This window comes from Amycolatopsis sp. NPDC033938, assembly GCF_055575975.1.
The window spans coordinates 93,381-108,946 of record NZ_JBVIRO010000019.1 but is presented as its reverse complement, the minus strand read 5'-3'; the positions used below and the strand labels follow the sequence as shown (position 1 = coordinate 108,946).

The window sequence follows — 15,566 nt, the reverse complement described above, 5'->3', positions numbered from 1 at the left end:
CGTCTAAATTGGGTAGCCCGACCACAACCACCGACACGCCGCCACCCCGGTGGCCCCGGGTGGACGTCTGTCCCCTTGCGTTTAAAAACCCTAATCGCCACTCACGAGCAGCCGGGCGGGAGCCAGCCTGGCGTGGTCACCACCTGCTCGGGCGCCACCGTCATCTGCGACGTCTTGGCTCCGAAACCGAAGCCGACGAGGCCGCCAGGACAGACGCGTACCGCGGCAGGACCGCCCTGAGTCCGGGATTCCCGCCAGGCGACGGGATCGACACCGACCCGCCACACCTTCCAGAACGGCGCACCGTCCCGATGGCCGTCGCAGGAATCGACGACGGGCCGGCCTTCGACCCGGCAGACGTAGCGGGAATCCCCGTATGGCCCGCTTCCGCTCCCGAGATGCACGTCGAGCCCGGAGCGCTCGAGCGCGGTCCGCGCGTCGCCGGGTGATCCGGGTACGCAGCGCACGAGCACCTCGGACCGACCGGCACCTTCGAGGTCGACGGCGACCGTCACTCCTTCCGTCCCCTGGCAGGCGCCGACGTGGGAAACCGGGTCCACGGCGGGAAAAAGGGCCACCAAGCTGAGGAACACAGTCAAGATCGACACGCTCGGATACTACGGGTGTCGCCCCGGACGCGCACAGTAAGACTTTCGCGGAAACCCGACGCAGATCACACTCCGTTTCGTACGAATCGAGGGAAATGTGCCGGAAATTGCCCTGCTCAGTGGACTTGCGCATTTCGTCGCGGAGGAAAAAGATGTTTCTTCTCGCGCACCACCCCATGGGGTGAGGCCGCACTTTTCTCGAAACACCGTGACCGGATGAGCACAGTTCATCCGGGTCCTCGAAAGGTTCAGAGCGTGACGCGCAGGCGCCTTACCGCATTCGTCGTTCCCCTCGCACTCACCGGAGTCCTGCTCACCGCCGGCGGCACCAGCGCCCAGTCGCGGCAGCCGTCACAGAGCCCGGTCGACATCTCCCCCGGCGCGATCCGGTTCGATCCGACCCTCCCGAGGCTGTCCGTCTCCTACGGCCATTCCGACCTGGACCTGGAATACATCCGGAAGGACGCATCGGATTCCGGCGGATGCAGTACGAGAAATCACGAAGAAACCGAAGAGGCGGTGGTACGGCCCGGCACCGGCCACGTCACGCTGGCCGGGGTCCGGTACGAACTCGAACAGTTCCATTTCCACACCCCGTCCGAACACCGCTTCGCCGGCCGTGCCGATCCGCTGGAAATGCATTTCGTGCACCGCAGCGCCGCCGGGAAACTGCTGGTGATCGGGGTTCCCCTACGCGCGGGCGCCACGTCGCCGGTGGATCACGTCCTGGCGAAACTCGCGCCGGAATGCGGTGAGACGGTCGCGTTGGCGGACTTCGACCTGAACACGCTCCTTCCCCGCGACCGGAGCACGCTCCGCTACAGCGGCTCCCTCACCACGGCGCCGTTCACCGAAGGCGTGCAATGGTTCCTGATGTCCGAGCAGACCGTCTCCCCGGCGACGATCGCGCGGTTCCAATCCCTGTTCGGGGACGGCAACGCGCGGACGACCCAGCCGTTGAACGGACGGCACCTGACCCTGGTGCCGGGGAACTGACCGAACAGGACAGAAGCACGGCGAACGTTTCATCGGGATTTCATGGCGCCTCCTTACGGTTCCGGGCACGGATCCGCGAGCCGCGGACCGGTGTCCGACGAGGAGGCGTGCATGAGCCCGGCGAGCCGGAGCCCGTACAACACGGTGGTGCCCAGGGACGACAGGCCGAGTCCCGGGGAGCTGGACGGGGTCGTCGGACCGGGCTGGAGCTGGACCGCGTTCTCCACGCCGTGGGCCACCGGCCGCCCGGCGCCCAAGTACCGGTGGACGCTGTTCGAGACCGCCGCCCAGGCCGTCGACGACCTCCGGCGCTGTCTCGACGACGGCACCGTCAGCAGGCGCGGTGCCCTGTGCGCGTCCGTACTCCGGAAGCGCGGGGCACCGCGGGAACTGGTGCTGTGCGACGGCGCGGACTGGGCGTGCGTCGTCCATGAGGTACGCCCCGGGGTCCACCTGACCGAAGCCGGTGACGCCTACTTCGAACGGTGGCGCACGACCATGGCAGGGCACCGCTTCACGATCATCAACGCCGGCGTGCCGACTGTCTGGTGAGGTCCAGACCTTCCAGCGCGAGGGCGCGTTGCTGGGCGTCGCCGTCGGGCCCCATGGTGGTCAGCACCCATTCGAAGTGCTCCCTGGCGGCCACCGGATCGCCCGCGGCGAGATGGGTGCGGCCGAGCCGGTTGCGGATCTCGGACTCCATCCCGACGACGGTCTCCTCGGTGACCGCGGTCAGCGCCCGCCGCTGGAGCTCGAACGCCTCGTCGAGGTTCCCGAGTTCCAGTTCCGCCGCGCCCAGCCGCGCGAGGCTGCTCGCGGCCAGCAGGCCGTCGGTCGTCTCCTCCGCCAGTTCGACCGAACGCCGCAGATCCAACGCGGCTTCGGCGAACCTCCCGATTTCGAGACGGACGGTGCCGCTGTGGCACAGCACCCGCGCCAGCATCCCGGCGCTGCCGATCTCCTCGCTCAGGTCGCGGGCGCGGGCGAGATGCTCCAGCGCTTCTTCGTACTCGCCCCGCGTATAGGCGAGATAGCCGAGCGCCGACAGCGACCGTTCGGCGAGCCACCCGTCCCCCACCTCGTCGGCCATGGTCATCACCCGCCGCATCCCCGGCAACGCGAGGTCGTGCCGGCCGGCGATCAGGTCCACCATGGTGAGCCCGCCCAGTGCCCGCGCCTCCACCCCGCGGTCGCCGCAGGCCTGTCCCGCTCGCAGCGCGTCGTCGAACCAGCCGCGCGCCCGGTCGAGCTGTCCCTGCATGCCGTAGGCGTAGCCGAGACAGAACCGCAGCGACGAGACCAGCCGTTCGTCTTCGGCCCGTTCGGCCAAGGGCAGCGCGATCTGCAGCGCGGTCCGGCATTCGTGGTACCGCTGCTGGCGCGCGAGGTAGTCGACCAGTCCTTCGGCGATCGAGCAGGCGACGCCGTCCAGCCCTGCTTCGGCGGCCTGGGTGACCACTTCGGGCAGGTCGCCGACGGCGTCGAGCCACGCGGAAGCGTCCCGTTGTCCGGTGAACGGCCCGGCGCCCCGCTCCACCGGGAACCGCGCGACTCCCCATTCGCTCGCCCGGCGCGCGGCCTTGAGGTACAGGCCGTACACCCGGTTCCGCGCGGCTCCGACGACGTCGCCGGGCAGCTCTCCGGCGAGCCGTCGCGCGTAGACCGCCACCAGATCGTGCAGCCGGTAGCGGCCGCTCGCCGGTTCCTGCACGAGACTCGCGTCGACCAGGTTTTCCAGCCGACGCTCGGCTTCGGCCGGTGAGCAGTCCAGCAGGGCGGCCACCGAAAGGCTGTCGAACTCGGGCGTCGGCGACAGTCCGAGCGCACCGAACGCGCGTTTCTCGGCGGGCCGCAGCTGCTCGTACGACAGGCTCAGCGCCACCTCGACACTGCGGTCCTCGGCGGTCAGTTCGCCGAGCCGCCGCTCGTCGTCCGACATCCGGTCCACCAGATCCTTGAACGTCCACATCGGACGGTTCTGCAGCCGGGCGCCCGCGATCCGCAGCGCGAGCGGCAGCCGTCCGCACAACCCGGCGAGCGCGCGCACGGCGAACCGCTCCCCCTCGGCCCTCGGCGCGCCCACGATGCGGCTCAGCAGTCGTTCCGCGGCTTCGAGTCCCAGCGCGCCAAGGGAAATGCGGTGATCGGCGTCCAAACCGGACAGACGGCGGCGGCTGGTCACCAGCACGCGACTGCCCGGACCGGCAGGCAGCAAGGGCCGGACCTGCCCGGCGGATTCGGCGTTGTCGAGCACCAGCAGCAATCGCAGCTGCGCGGTCGCCGCCCGCCACGACGCGGACAGCTCGTCGAGATCGTCCGGCATGGCGATGTCTTCGACGCCGACCGCGCGCAACAGCCGCCGCAGGGCACGTTCCGGGGTCACCGGCTCGCGGCCTTCGGTGTATCCGTGCAGATCCACGAACAGCGCACCGTCCGGATAGGACTCGCGGATCCGGTGGGCCGCGCATACCGCGAGCGTCGTCTTCCCCGCGCCGGGAACGCCATCGATGGCGTCGACCGAGACCGACTCCGGATCGCCTTCCTCGACGAGCAGCGCGAGTTCCCGGTCCCGCCCGACGAGTTCGCCGTTGGTGGCGGGCAGTTCGTTGCGGACCCGGCGCGGAGCCTCCCGGCGCTGTGCTTCCCGGTGCTGGGCCACGCCGAGCAGCGCGTCGTCACCACGGAGCACCGATTCCTGGACCTGCCGTAATTCCTCGCCCGGCTCGACGCCGAGCTGGTCGATCAGCCGCTCGCGGACGTCGGTGAACACCTCCAGCGCCTCCGCCTGACGCCCACCGCCATAGAGGGCCCGCATCAGCAGGGCGGCCAGCGGTTCGCTCGGCGGATCGGCGGACACCAGCGCCGACAACTCGCCGATCACCTCGTCGAACCGGCCGAGTTTCAGCTGCGCGCCCAGTTTCCGGCGCAGCAGCAGAAGCCTGCGCTCCTCCAGCCGTCGCCGCTCACCCTGCACGAACGCGCCGGGCAGCCCCGTCAGCGGCTCGCCGTGGAACAACCGGAGCGCGTCGGCGAAGGTCTCCACCGCGGTGACCAGGTCGCCCGTCTCTTCGGCGGCGGCCGCGACGGCGGCCATCTCCTCCAGCCGCGCCACGTCCAACCGCACACCGGCGCTGGCGAACCGGTAGCCGCCCCGGTCGGACACGATCACCGAGTCCCGCGGCCGCTGCCCGGAGGTGTCCAGGCATTGCCGCAACCGTCGCACGTACACCGGCAGCACGTTCGACTCCGGCGGGCGTTCCCAGAGCCCGTCGGTGAGTTCGTGATGGCTGACGGTCACGTCCGGGCGCAGCACCAGCGCGGCCAGCACGGCCTGCTGCCGGAGCGGGCCGAGATCCAGCCGTGTCTCCCCCTGCCAGGCCCGCAGCGGGCCGAGCACCTCGAAGCGCAGCGAGTCCGGCATGGTCATCCCCCCTTCGTTTCCCATGACTAGCCCGGCACCACGATCCCGTGATCGAACGCGTAGACGATCGCCGCCGCCCGGTCACGCAGCTGGAGCTTGGTGAAGATCCGGCCGATGTGGCTTTTCACGGTCACCTCCGAGATCACCAGCGACGCGGCGATCTCCGCGTTGGTCAGCCCGCGGCCGATGGCCCGGAGCACGTCTTGTTCCCTCGGTGTCAGCAGCTCGGGCGAGAGCCCGCCGCTGCCGTTCCCGGCGGCCTTCCGGTAGGCGGCGAGCACGCGGCCGGTGACCCCGGGGTCGAGCCAGGCGTCGCCGGCGGCGACCGCGCGCACGGCCCGGATCAGGTCTTCGGCCGGGGAATCCTTGAGGACGTAACCCGCCGCCCCCGCCCGTAGCGCGTCGGCGAGCAGGCTGTCGTCGTCGAAGGTGGTCAGCGCGAGCACCGGCGGATGGCCACCGGACCGCCGCAGCCGCCTGGTCGCCTCGACCCCGCCGACGTCCTTCATCCGCAGGTCCATCACGATGACGTCGACCTCGTTCGCGGTCAGCGCCGCGGGCACTTCCGAACCGTCGCCGCATTCCCCCGCGATGACGAACCCGTCGCGGCGCCGCAGGATGCGCCGAAGCCCGGACCGGACCAGCTCCTGATCGTCGACCAGCAGCACCTGGATCTCCGCGGCGGCGGTCACGGCTTGGCCCCCGGCACGACGACCTCCACGATCCACTGCCTGCCGCTGGGCCCGGCGCTGAGGTCGGCGCCGAGCTGGGCCGCGCGAACGGCCATCCCCGCCAGCCCCGACCCGTCCTCGGACGTGCGCCGGACGGTCGTGGGGAGGGAGTTGCTGACCGTGAGCTTCGCACCCGACCGGCCGGCGTTCAGCCGGACCTCCGCTGTCTCGCCGGGGGCGTGCTTGACGACGTTGACCAATGATTCCTGCACGATCCGGTAGAGACCCAATCCTTCCGAGGCGCCTACCCGGCCGAGGTCGCCTTCCTGTGTATAGCGCACCGCCACCCCGGCGGCCCTGGTGCGTTCCACCAGCGTCGCGATGTCCTCCACCCCCGGCAGCGGGGAGCTGCCCGACGGGGTGTCGGCGAGCAGGCCGACCGTGCGGCGGATGTCGGCCATCGCGGCGCGTCCCACCTGCTCGGCTTCGGTCAGCGCTTCGATCGCCTCGTCGACGTCGCGGTCCTGCTGCAGCGCGCGCCGCGCCCCGGTCAGGTGCAGCAGCGTGATGCTCAGCGAATGACCGACGACGTCGTGCACCTCGCGCGCGATCCGCTGTCGCTCGGCGAGCAAGGCCTTGTCGCGGGAGACGTCGCGGGCGCCGCGTTCGGCGTCCAGCGCCCGGGTGTACCAGCGGACCACGAGCCCACCGCAGAGGCCGAGCAGGACCGCGACCATGTACACGGGCCCGCCGACCAGCCCTCCCCAGACCCCGGCAACGACCAGGACCAGTTCACCCGTGACGGTCACGAGGGCGACCGCCAGCGGCGTCCGCAGGATACTGCCCGCCTCGGTGGCCGCCATCAGCAGCAGCAACGGCGCGAAATCCGGGAGCACCGGCTCGGTGAGCAGGACCGCGGCCGCCACGATCAGCGCGGCCATCCGCACCCACGGCACGACCCAATCGGTGGTGGCCCAGATCAGCGGTCTGGCGATCACGACCAGCCCGGCCAGCGCCACCGGGGTCGGCGGCAGCAAGGCGTCCCGCTGGATCAGGGCGACCACCGCGAACACCGCGCTCACCACGGTGGAACTCACCGGCACCCACCACGGCAGGGTCAGCCCGGCCCTGGCGAGGCTGACCTGCACCCTCGCCCGCAACCGGTCCCGCAAGATCTCCAGCACCGCCTCAGCCTAGGAAGTGCGGGAAGGCCCGTCATCGTGCGGCGGTCGGCACCCGTCTCCGCCCACGGTAGGAGGCCGGGCGAGCACGGACCGATGAAATCCGGATGAAACGCGGGCCGCGCACTCCCGGCCCGGTCACTCTTGGCTCAGCGCGACCCACTTCAGCTTCTCCTGTTCCCGCTTCGGCAAACCCGCGACGACGAGGTCGTAGGAGTCCTCGATCATTTCGCGGACGAAGTCGTCGGTCAGCGAACCGTCCAGCTCGACGGTGTTCCAGTGCTGCTTGTTCAGGTGGTAGCCGGGGATGATCGCCGGATGCTCGGCACGCAACCGGACGGCCAGATCGGGCTCGCATTTGAGGCTGATCCGCAGCGGTTCCGCCTTGAGCCTGCTGAGCGCGAACACCTTGCCCGCGACCTTGAACACGCTGTTGTCCTCACCGAAGGGGAATTCTTCACGGGCGCCTGGGAGGGCGAGGCAAAGCTTCGCGAGAGCGGTGGGCTTCATGGCGTTCAGGCTAACCACCCCCACCGACAGAAACCTGTCCTGCGCCGCGCATTGACCGGCGGTCGGTGATTCACCGACGATGAGCGGAGCCGACCGGGTGGAGGCGTGACGACATGCGACTGAACCGTGTCCTTCGAAGAGAGCATTCGGGAAAGCGCTTACTGGTGGCGGCGATCCTGCTGCTGGGGGTCGTGCCGGGAGCCGCGGCGGCGGCCCCGGAGAGCCAGGTGGAGAGCGCGACCACGAGCGGATGGGTGGGCACCTGGGCGGCCGCGCCCGCGGCCGGGGTGGCCGGGACCGACAACGGGTACCCGAACTTCTCGATCCGCAACATCGTGCACACCAGCGCCGGCGGGCACGAGGTCCGCGTGCGGTTGTCCAACGCCTTCGGCCGGACGCCGGTGCTGTTCGGCCGGGTGACGGTCGCGGTCGCCGCCGGACCGGACACCCCGCAGGCCGTCCCCGGCACGATGCGCACGCTCACCTTCGGCGGCGACCGCGAGGTCACCGTGCCGCCGGGCGCCGACGTCGTCAGCGACGGCGCGGCGCTGAACGTGCCGAGGGACGGCGACCTCCTGGTGACCACCTACACTCCGACGCCGTCCGGTCCGGTCACCCACCACCCGCTGGCCATGCAGAACTCGTACTTCACCCGCGACAGCGACAAGGCGGCCGACGAGTCGGCGGCGGCGTTCCCGGAACGGACCGCAGTCTGGCACTACGTGTCCGGAGTGGACGTCCGCGGCCACGGCCTGCGGGGCAGCGTCGTCGCGATCGGCGACTCGATCACCGACGGGGCGAACTCGACCTGGGGCGCCAACCTGCGCTGGCCCGATCAGCTCGCCGACAAGATCAGCGCGCGCATGGGTGTGCTCAACGCCGGGATCAGCGGGAACCGGCTGCTGCTCGACGGCGGCAACTACGGGGTCAACGCGCTGGCACGGCTCGACCGGGACGTGCTGAGCCAGTCCGGCGCGCGGACGGCGATCGTGTTCGAAGGCATCAACGACATCCAGCAGACACCGCATCAGGCCGATCCGGGCAAGATCATCTCGGCGCTGAAACAGATCGCCACCCGGGCACACGACCGCGGCCTGCGGGTGCTCGGCGCGACGATCACGCCGTGGAAAGGCTGGCGTTCCTACACCCCGGAACTCGAGGAGACCCGGCAGGCGGTCAACCGGTTCATCCGGACGAGCAGGCTGTTCGACGGCTACATCGACTTCGACGCGGTGATCCGCGATCCGGCCGATCCGCAGCGGATGAAACCCGAGTACGACTCCGGCGATCACCTCCACCCCGGCGACAAGGGCTTCACGGCGATGGCCGACGCCGTTCCCTTGCCGCGGCTCAGGTAGAGATTGAGGGCTGCGCGCGGCGGTTTCGTCAGGCACGATGAGTTGATGGCGATCAATGATGGCTAGCAACGACAGCGGCATCCGAGCGACGGCGCGGTTGGTCCGGTTCGCCGAACACGAAGCGCGCACGGAGACCCTCCGTGCGCAACTGGCCGGCCTGCACGGCACGATCCGGCTGGCGAAGCGGACGTCGAACCTGTTCCGCGCGCGAACGGCGACCAGTACCCCGGGACTGGACGTCTCGGGGTTCACGCACGTGCTCGATGTCGATCCCTTGGCCCGAACGGCCGACGTCGAGGGGATGGTCACCTACGAGCAACTGGTGGACGCGACCCTGCCCCACGGGCTGATGCCGCTGGTCGTGCCGCAGCTCAAGACGATCACGCTCGGCGGCGCGGTCACCGGCCTCGGCATCGAGTCGTCGTCGTTCCGCAACGGTCTCGTGCACGAATCGGTGCTGGAGATGGAATTGCTCACCGGCGATGGCAGGGTCGTCGTCGCGCGGGCGGACAACGAGCACAGCGACCTGTTCCACGGCTTCCCGAACTCGTACGGGACGCTCGGCTACGCGCTGCGGCTGAAGATCGAACTGGAGCCGGTCAAACCGTACGTGCGGCTCGACCACGTCCGCTACGACGACACCGAGGAGTACTTCGCCGCACTCGGCGAAGCCTGCCGAAACGGGTCCGCCGATTTCGTGGACGGGACGGTCTTCGGTCCCGGCGAGCAGTACCTGACGCTGGGCACGTTCACCACCTCCGCCCCCGCGACCAGCGACTACACCTGGCTCGACATCTACTACAAGTCGATCCGCCAACGGGAGACCGATCACCTGAGCGTCCGGGACTACCTGTGGCGCTGGGACACGGACTGGTTCTGGTGCTCGCGGGCGTTCGGCGTGCAGCACCGGCTCCCCCGGCTGGTGCTGGGCAGGCGGCTGCTGCGGTCGTCGGTCTACTGGAAGGCGGTGGCGCTCGACCGCCGGTTCGGGATCGCCGCGAAGCTGCTCAAGCTGCGCGGTCTCCCTCCGGAAGAGACCGTCGTCCAGGACATCGAGGTGCCGCTGTCACGGGCCGCGGAGTTCCTGGAGTTCTTCCGCCGCGAGATCCCGATCAGCCCGGTGTGGGTCTGCCCGCTGAAGCAACGGCCGGGCGGCGTGAACTCGCCGCTGTACGAATTGGACCCCGAAACGCTGTACGTCAACTTCGGCTTCTGGTCCGCGGTCCCGCTGGACCCCGGTGAGGAACCGGATACGCACAATCGGCTGATCGAAGCCGAAGTGACGCGACTCGGCGGGCGGAAATCGCTGTACTCCGACAGTTTCTACACCGAAGACGAGTTCTGGCGGCTGTACAACGGCGACGCCTACCGGAAACTGAAGACGGACTACGACCCGGACGGCCGCTTGCTCGACCTGTACGCGAAATGCGTGCGGCGGCGGTGACCCGGGCCGGGAAGAAGAGAGACGAACATGGCTGAGAACACGACCGTCGGGAAGATCTTCGAGCGGTTGCTCGGCCCGAGCGCCCAAGTGTCCATCACCGCCTACGACGGCAGCACGAGCGGCCCGGCGGACGCGCCGGTGTCGATCCAGGTGCGCTCGCCACTGGCGCTGACCTACCTGATGTCCTCACCGGGAGACCTCGGTCTCGCGCGCGCCTATGTCGCCGGCGCGCTCGACGTGGACGGTGACCTGTACACGGCGCTGCGTGCCCTCGTGGCTCAGGTCGATCAGCTCAGCACCGCGGATCGCCTGTGGCTGCTGCGCGAGCTCGGCCCCAGGCATCTGCGCCGGGTCACCCCACCCGCCGAAGAACTGCCGAGCCGCGTCAAACGCGTCTTCGACGGGCTGCGGCACTCGAAAGCACGCGACAGCAACGCGATCTCGAACCACTACGACGTCTCGAACCGGTTCTACGAACTCGTTCTGGGCCCGTCGATGGCCTACACCTGCGCCGCGTTCCCCTCCGCCGACGCGTCGCTGGAAGAGGCGCAGGAACACAAATTCGACCTGGTGTGCCGGAAACTCGCCCTCAAACCGGGGATGCGGCTACTGGACGTCGGCTGCGGCTGGGGCGGAATGGTCGAGCACGCCGTCGCGAACTACGGCGTCGAGGCGCTGGGCGTCACCCTTTCGCGCGAACAGGCGCAGTGGGCGCAGAAGGACATCGTGACCAAGGGGCTCGCGGACCGGGCCGAGGTACGGCACCTCGACTACCGCGACGTCACCGAAACCGGTTTCGACGCCGTGTCGTCGATCGGGCTCACCGAGCACATCGGAGCTCGGAACCTTCCGTCGTACTTCCGTTTCCTGGCCGGGAAACTGAAGCCGCAAGGGCGGTTGCTGAACCATTGCATCACCAACCCGGACACCTCCGTCCCGCATCGATCGCGCGGGTTCATCGACCGGTACGTCTTCCCCGACGGCGAGCTGGAGTCCGTCGGGGAGATCGCCACCGCGATGCACGACAGCGGGCTCGAGGTACGGCACTCGGAGAACCTCCGCGAGCACTACGCCACCACCCTCGGCGCGTGGTGCGCCAACCTCGACGCGAACTGGGACGCGGCCGTCGCCGAAGCGGGCGCCGGGCGGAGCCGCGTCTGGGCGCTGTACATGGCCGCCTGCCGCCTCGCCTTCGAGCGACGGGAAATCGAACTGCACCAGGTGCTCGGGGTGAAGGTCGGTCCGGACGGTGACTCCGGCATGCCGTTGCGGCCGGACTGGGGCGTCTAGAACGTCAGTGACGGAAGGCCTCGGCCAGCCACCACGAGCCGCCGTCGTCGGCGATCTTCGCGTCGACGACGAGCGGCGCGTCCCGTGGCCCGCCGAGCCATTCCGTGACCGCGGCCAGATCCTCGGCCGATCGCACGGTGACGCCCTCGCAGCCGAAGCCGCGGCCGATCGCCGCGATATCGGTGTCGGGGAACCGGACCGTGGTCAGGTCCGCGGCGCCGAAGTGGTGGATCTCGGCGCCGTACGCGGCGTCGTTGTAGACGACGACCACGAGCGGGATCTTCAGCCGTACAGCGGTTTCCAGTTCCGAGAGGGCCATGTGGAACCCGCCGTCGCCGACGGCGAGCACCGGTAGCCTGTCCGGCCTGGCCAGTGCGGCGCCGATGGCCGTGCCGAAACCGAGCCCGACGCATTGGAACGCCTGCGTGAAACAGAAGCCGTTCTCGTCGGGGACGGACAGATACGCGCTCGGGTAGCCCATGAAGTTGCCGGAGTCGACCGAGACCACGCGTTCGGCGGGAAGGATCTCGTCGAGACGGCGGCTGAGGGTGCGCGGATCGATCCTCCCGTCGCCGGATAGGTCGTTATACGGCACGTCGTTCCATCGTGTGCCGGTCGGGACCTTGCGGCTCGCGTGGTGACCGCGCCTGCCGAGTTCCGCGTGGACGTCCTCGGCGGTGCTGGTGACATCACCGACGACGCCCAGGTCGATCGGGCGGTGGGCGCCGAGCGCGGCCTGTTCGACGTCGACCTGGACCAGGCGGGCCGCCGGACCGAGGAGCGTGCCGTGCCGCGTGGTCCACCTGTTCAGCGCGCAGCCCCAGCCGACCACGAGGTCGGCGTCACCGATGAGGTCGGCCGTCCTCGGGGACGAGAACCCGCCCGCGATCCCCACCGAGAAGGGATCGTCGTGGAAGAGGCCGTGTGCCACCGCCGACGTCGCCAGCAGCGAGCCGGAGACCTCAGCGAGTTCCCGCAGGGCCACGGAACCCGCCCGCGCACCGCGACCGGCGACGAACATCGGGCGCCGGGCTTCGGCGAGAAGATCAGCCAGTTTCGCGACCGCCTCGACGCTGGGCCGGATCGGCGCCGGGCCGTCGATTCCCGGCACCGGGACCGTTTCGGGCGCTTCCTGGGCTTGGACGTCAAGCGGGAGATTGAGCAGGACGGTCCGGCGTCGCTGCCAGGCCGTCCGGTAAGCGCGGACGGTGTCGGCGACCGCGGTCGCCGCGCTGTGGACGCGTTCCGGCAGGGCACCGACGGCGGTTCCGAGCGCGTGCTGGTCGATCCGGAAGTTCGACAGCACCGCCGACGCCGCGGTGTCGGCGGCGAGGACGATCATCGGTGTCCGGCTCTTGGCCGCTTCAGTGATCCCGGTGATCGCGTTGGTCAACCCGACGCCCTGATGCAGGCTCAGCACTGACATCCGGCCGCTCATCCGCGCGTACGCATCGGCCATACTCGCCGCGCCGCCCTCGTGCCGCGCGGCGACGAACCGCACTCCCCCGGCCCGCAACCCGTTGGTGGCCTCGAAATTGCCGCTGCCGACGACCCCGAACGCGGCACCCACGCCGAGTTCCGCCAACGTGCGGCCGACCAGTTCCGCGACCTTCATACCCGTTCCACCAGCGCGTAGACCCGGGCAGGGCTGCCGGAGCCGCCGACGATCGGGAGCGGGCTGACGATCAACAGCGACCCGGTCGGCGGCAGGCTCGCCAGGTTCCGCAACTGGGTCAACCCGTGCTTTCCCGCCCCCAGCAGGAGTTCGTGGCAGGGGAAAGCCGGTTCGAGGGCCAGCGCCTGGCCCGCGTCCGTGCCCACCGTCTCCACCCCGAACCCGGTGATCGGCGCCTCCTCGGCGAGCCAGCGGGCACAGTCCGCCGAGATCCCCGGCGTATGCGGGCCGCTCTCGTCGTTGTTGAGGAACGCCTCCTGCTCGTGCGAACGGGCGTCCCACCCGGTGCGGTAGAGCAGCCATCCACCCGTGGGAAGCGGCCCGTGCTCACGCTCCCACTCGCGGATGTCGTCGACGGACAACAGGAAGTCCGGATCTTCGGCCGCGCGGGCCGACGCGTCGAGCACCACCGCCGGCGCGACCAACGTCCGCAGCGGAACCTCGGAGACGTCGTGGCCGTCCTTGCCCGACAGCCAATGCACCGGGACGTCGAGATGGGTTCCGGTGTGCTCGCCGGTGTGGATGTTGTTCCAGTACCAGCGCGGCCCGCGTTCGTCGTAGCGGCTGATCTCCTCCAGGCCGAACGGGATCGTGTTCGCGAACGGCTCCGGCAGCTGCAGGACGGGTGTGCTCGCGCTCAACGGCGCGGTGAGGTCGACGACCTCGATCGCGCCCGAGGTGATCGCGGTGCTCAGCTGGGCCAACAACGACATGCGTGCCTCCCGGGAGTGACTGCGGTGCCTCGGTCACTTTAGGCGGGTTTGCGGTGCTGGTGCTGGTGCTGGGCTGGGCTGGGCTGGTGCTGGGCTGGGGCTGGGCTGGGAAGTCACGGCATGTCTGCGCTTTGCCTTGCGCATCTGATCACCCGATAGCATTATTTGGGCATTGTGGAATGTGAATTGTGTTCATTGAGACTTTTCCCTCTTGGTTAGCAGTGTAGACAGTCGCAAACGGTCGAATACCTACGAGGTCTGACTGGTCAGGCCACTCAGGACCCGTGACACACGCTCGCCCAGAACACGCCGCGAGTGGTGAGTGTCGCCAGAACGACACTCACCTTCGAACCCCAGGATGAAAAAGGCTCATTGCATCGTCGAGTCGAGCATTTCATGGTCGAATGCGTGTTCGATTGGTGGTATTATTGCGGGGTGTCCAGTCGTCGATCCCTTGAGCCGCCGCGGGAGTTGTGGCGTGCCGGTGCGCAGGAGTTGGCGCATGGGGTGACGGAGCGGTTGTCGGTGGCACGGCAGGCGTTGGCGGAGGTCGGGCAGTTCCTGGTTGAGATCGAGTCCCGGGGTCCGATGGAACTCTTCGGGCACGGCTCGACCGCGGGCTGGCTCGCCGAGACCGCTCGGATCAGCCCGAAAGAGGCCCGTGACACGGTGGCGCGGGCAGTGGCGGTGAACGAGGGCCGGAATCTGGACGGCACCCCCGCTCCCGCGTTCGCTCCGATCGCCGGTGCCGCCGCGGCCGAGGGTGAGCTGGGCCATCAGCAACTGGACCCGCTCCTGGCGGTGCTGAAGAAGATCCCCGCCGAGGTCTCCCCCGAGGACCGGTCGAGCGCGGAACAGATCCTGGTCGATCTGGCACGGCAGGCGGGCCCGCGGGACATCCTCGACGCCGGCGCGGACCTGCTCGCCCTACTGGACCCCGACGGGACCGAACCGAAAGACGAAGACCTCACACCACCCTCCCGCGAGGTGTATTTGCGGAAACGTGAGGACGGGTGGTGGCGGCTGACCGGGCTGCTCGACCCCGAGTTCGGAGCCCGCGCCAACGCCCTGTTCGAAACCTGGGGACAACGAAGACCCGTCGACCCCGACGGGAACCGCGATCCGCGCACTCCCGCCGAACGCCACGGCGACGCGCTGTTCGACGCCATCCACTACGCCATGACCAACGACAAAGCCCCCACCCTGTCCGGCGACCGCACCACCATCGTCGTCACCATCCCCTTGGAGACTTTGTCATCGGGACTGGGAGCAGCGTGTGTGGACGGGATCACCCAGATCACCGCACGACACGCCCGGATGCTCGCCTGCGACGCCAAACTCATCCCCGCCGTCCTCGGCACCGACAGTGAACCCCTCGACATCGGCCGCACCGCCCGCACCGTCACACCCGTACAACGCCGAGCACTGAACCTGAGAGACCACGGCTGCGCCTTCCCCGGCTGCCACCGTCGACCCAAACACTGCGAAGCCCACCACATCTTGCCGTGGGGCCACCTCGGCGACACCGACCTGAACAACCTCTGCCTGCTCTGCCGCTACCACCACATGGTCATCCATGGACAATCCGGCTGGACAGTACGCATGGCCACCGACGGACGACCCGAATTCATCCCGCCCCAATATTTGGACCCACTACAAAAACCACGCCGCTGAACCCGAAAAGCCCGCCGCCACCGCC

General features: G+C 69.3%; 13 protein-coding genes. 6 read left to right on the top strand and 7 right to left on the bottom strand.

The window, feature by feature from the left end; all coding sequences use genetic code 11:
• Window positions 1-101: 101 nt before the first annotated feature.
• The gene (locus tag ACZ5ZX_RS34015) at window positions 102-608 is read right to left on the bottom strand and encodes a hypothetical protein (RefSeq protein ID WP_465506087.1); all 507 of its coding nucleotides are present in this window, start codon (window positions 606-608) and stop codon (window positions 102-104) included.
• A 255-nt stretch (window positions 609-863) separates the two neighbouring features.
• On the opposite strand from ACZ5ZX_RS34015, the gene ACZ5ZX_RS34010 reads away from it, so the two are divergent.
• Together ACZ5ZX_RS34010 and ACZ5ZX_RS34005 are read left to right on the top strand one after the other, a co-directional pair.
• Window positions 864-1,604 (top strand): carbonic anhydrase family protein, encoded by a 741-nt coding sequence (locus ACZ5ZX_RS34010; protein ID WP_465506086.1) that lies wholly within the window; start codon window positions 864-866, stop codon window positions 1,602-1,604.
• Between the two features lie 111 nt (window positions 1,605-1,715).
• Window positions 1,716-2,156, top strand: coding sequence for a hypothetical protein (locus ACZ5ZX_RS34005; RefSeq protein ID WP_465506085.1), 441 nt, complete (start codon window positions 1,716-1,718; stop codon window positions 2,154-2,156).
• On the opposite strand, the gene ACZ5ZX_RS34000 is transcribed toward ACZ5ZX_RS34005, so the two are convergent.
• From ACZ5ZX_RS34000 to ACZ5ZX_RS33985, 4 genes are all read right to left on the bottom strand, one after another.
• A complete protein-coding gene (locus ACZ5ZX_RS34000; RefSeq protein ID WP_465506084.1) occupies window positions 2,128-5,049 on the bottom strand; it encodes an AfsR/SARP family transcriptional regulator in 2,922 nt (973 codons plus the stop codon). The two genes, ACZ5ZX_RS34005 and ACZ5ZX_RS34000, sit on opposite strands and share 29 nt — an antisense overlap.
• 2 nt (window positions 5,050-5,051) lie before the next feature.
• Window positions 5,052-5,717: a response regulator transcription factor gene (locus tag ACZ5ZX_RS33995; RefSeq protein ID WP_465506083.1), complete on the bottom strand. Its 666-nt coding sequence runs from the start codon at window positions 5,715-5,717 to the stop codon at window positions 5,052-5,054.
• Entirely contained in the window at window positions 5,714-6,880 is a 1,167-nt protein-coding gene (locus tag ACZ5ZX_RS33990; protein ID WP_465506082.1) for a sensor histidine kinase, read from the bottom strand. Before ACZ5ZX_RS33990 ends, ACZ5ZX_RS33995 begins: the two co-directional genes overlap by 4 nt.
• Before the next feature lie 135 nt (window positions 6,881-7,015).
• Window positions 7,016-7,387 carry an MmcQ/YjbR family DNA-binding protein gene (locus ACZ5ZX_RS33985; protein WP_465506081.1) on the bottom strand — a complete coding sequence of 124 codons (372 nt, stop codon included), beginning with the start codon at window positions 7,385-7,387 and terminating at the stop codon, window positions 7,016-7,018.
• Between the two features lie 113 nt (window positions 7,388-7,500).
• On the opposite strand from ACZ5ZX_RS33985, the gene ACZ5ZX_RS33980 reads away from it, so the two are divergent.
• Genes ACZ5ZX_RS33980 through ACZ5ZX_RS33970 form a run of 3 tightly spaced genes read left to right on the top strand, consistent with a single transcriptional unit; the run spans window position 7,501 to window position 11,479 of the window.
• Complete coding sequence (locus ACZ5ZX_RS33980) at window positions 7,501-8,745, top strand: SGNH/GDSL hydrolase family protein (protein ID WP_465506080.1); 1,245 nt, start codon at window positions 7,501-7,503, stop codon at window positions 8,743-8,745.
• 58 nt (window positions 8,746-8,803) lie between these two features.
• Window positions 8,804-10,189: an FAD-binding oxidoreductase gene (locus tag ACZ5ZX_RS33975; protein ID WP_465506079.1), complete on the top strand. Its 1,386-nt coding sequence runs from the start codon at window positions 8,804-8,806 to the stop codon at window positions 10,187-10,189.
• 27 nt (window positions 10,190-10,216) lie between these two features.
• On the top strand, window positions 10,217-11,479 hold the full coding sequence (locus tag ACZ5ZX_RS33970) for a class I SAM-dependent methyltransferase (RefSeq protein WP_465506078.1): 1,263 nt from the start codon (window positions 10,217-10,219) through the stop codon (window positions 11,477-11,479).
• 4 nt (window positions 11,480-11,483) lie between these two features.
• Here the strand turns inward: ACZ5ZX_RS33970 and ACZ5ZX_RS33965 are convergent, their stop codons facing one another.
• Window positions 11,484-13,094, bottom strand: a complete 1,611-nt coding sequence (locus tag ACZ5ZX_RS33965) for a thiamine pyrophosphate-binding protein (RefSeq protein WP_465506077.1) — start codon at window positions 13,092-13,094, stop codon at window positions 11,484-11,486.
• A complete protein-coding gene (locus ACZ5ZX_RS33960) occupies window positions 13,091-13,867 on the bottom strand; it encodes a cyclase family protein (protein ID WP_465506076.1) in 777 nt (258 codons plus the stop codon). Before ACZ5ZX_RS33960 ends, ACZ5ZX_RS33965 begins: the two co-directional genes overlap by 4 nt.
• Before the next feature lie 435 nt (window positions 13,868-14,302).
• Between ACZ5ZX_RS33960 and ACZ5ZX_RS33955 the strand changes: the two genes are divergently transcribed.
• Window positions 14,303-15,541 carry an HNH endonuclease signature motif containing protein gene (locus ACZ5ZX_RS33955; RefSeq protein WP_465506075.1) on the top strand — a complete coding sequence of 413 codons (1,239 nt, stop codon included), beginning with the start codon at window positions 14,303-14,305 and terminating at the stop codon, window positions 15,539-15,541.
• Window positions 15,542-15,566: the final 25 nt, after the last annotated feature.

Excerpts from the sequence above, each read along its gene's own strand:
- ACZ5ZX_RS34005 (WP_465506085.1), top strand. The coding sequence starts at position 1,716 with ATGAGCCCGGCGAGCCGGAGCCCGTACAACACGGTGGTGCCCAGGGAC.
- ACZ5ZX_RS34000 (WP_465506084.1), bottom strand. The coding sequence starts at position 5,049 with ATGGGAAACGAAGGGGGGATGACCATGCCGGACTCGCTGCGCTTCGAG.
- ACZ5ZX_RS33985 (WP_465506081.1), bottom strand. The coding sequence starts at position 7,387 with ATGAAGCCCACCGCTCTCGCGAAGCTTTGCCTCGCCCTCCCAGGCGCC.
- ACZ5ZX_RS33980 (WP_465506080.1), top strand. The coding sequence starts at position 7,501 with ATGCGACTGAACCGTGTCCTTCGAAGAGAGCATTCGGGAAAGCGCTTA.
- ACZ5ZX_RS33975 (WP_465506079.1), top strand. The coding sequence starts at position 8,804 with ATGGCTAGCAACGACAGCGGCATCCGAGCGACGGCGCGGTTGGTCCGG.
- ACZ5ZX_RS33970 (WP_465506078.1), top strand. The coding sequence starts at position 10,217 with ATGGCTGAGAACACGACCGTCGGGAAGATCTTCGAGCGGTTGCTCGGC.
- ACZ5ZX_RS33965 (WP_465506077.1), bottom strand. The coding sequence starts at position 13,094 with ATGAAGGTCGCGGAACTGGTCGGCCGCACGTTGGCGGAACTCGGCGTG.
- ACZ5ZX_RS33960 (WP_465506076.1), bottom strand. The coding sequence starts at position 13,867 with ATGTCGTTGTTGGCCCAGCTGAGCACCGCGATCACCTCGGGCGCGATC.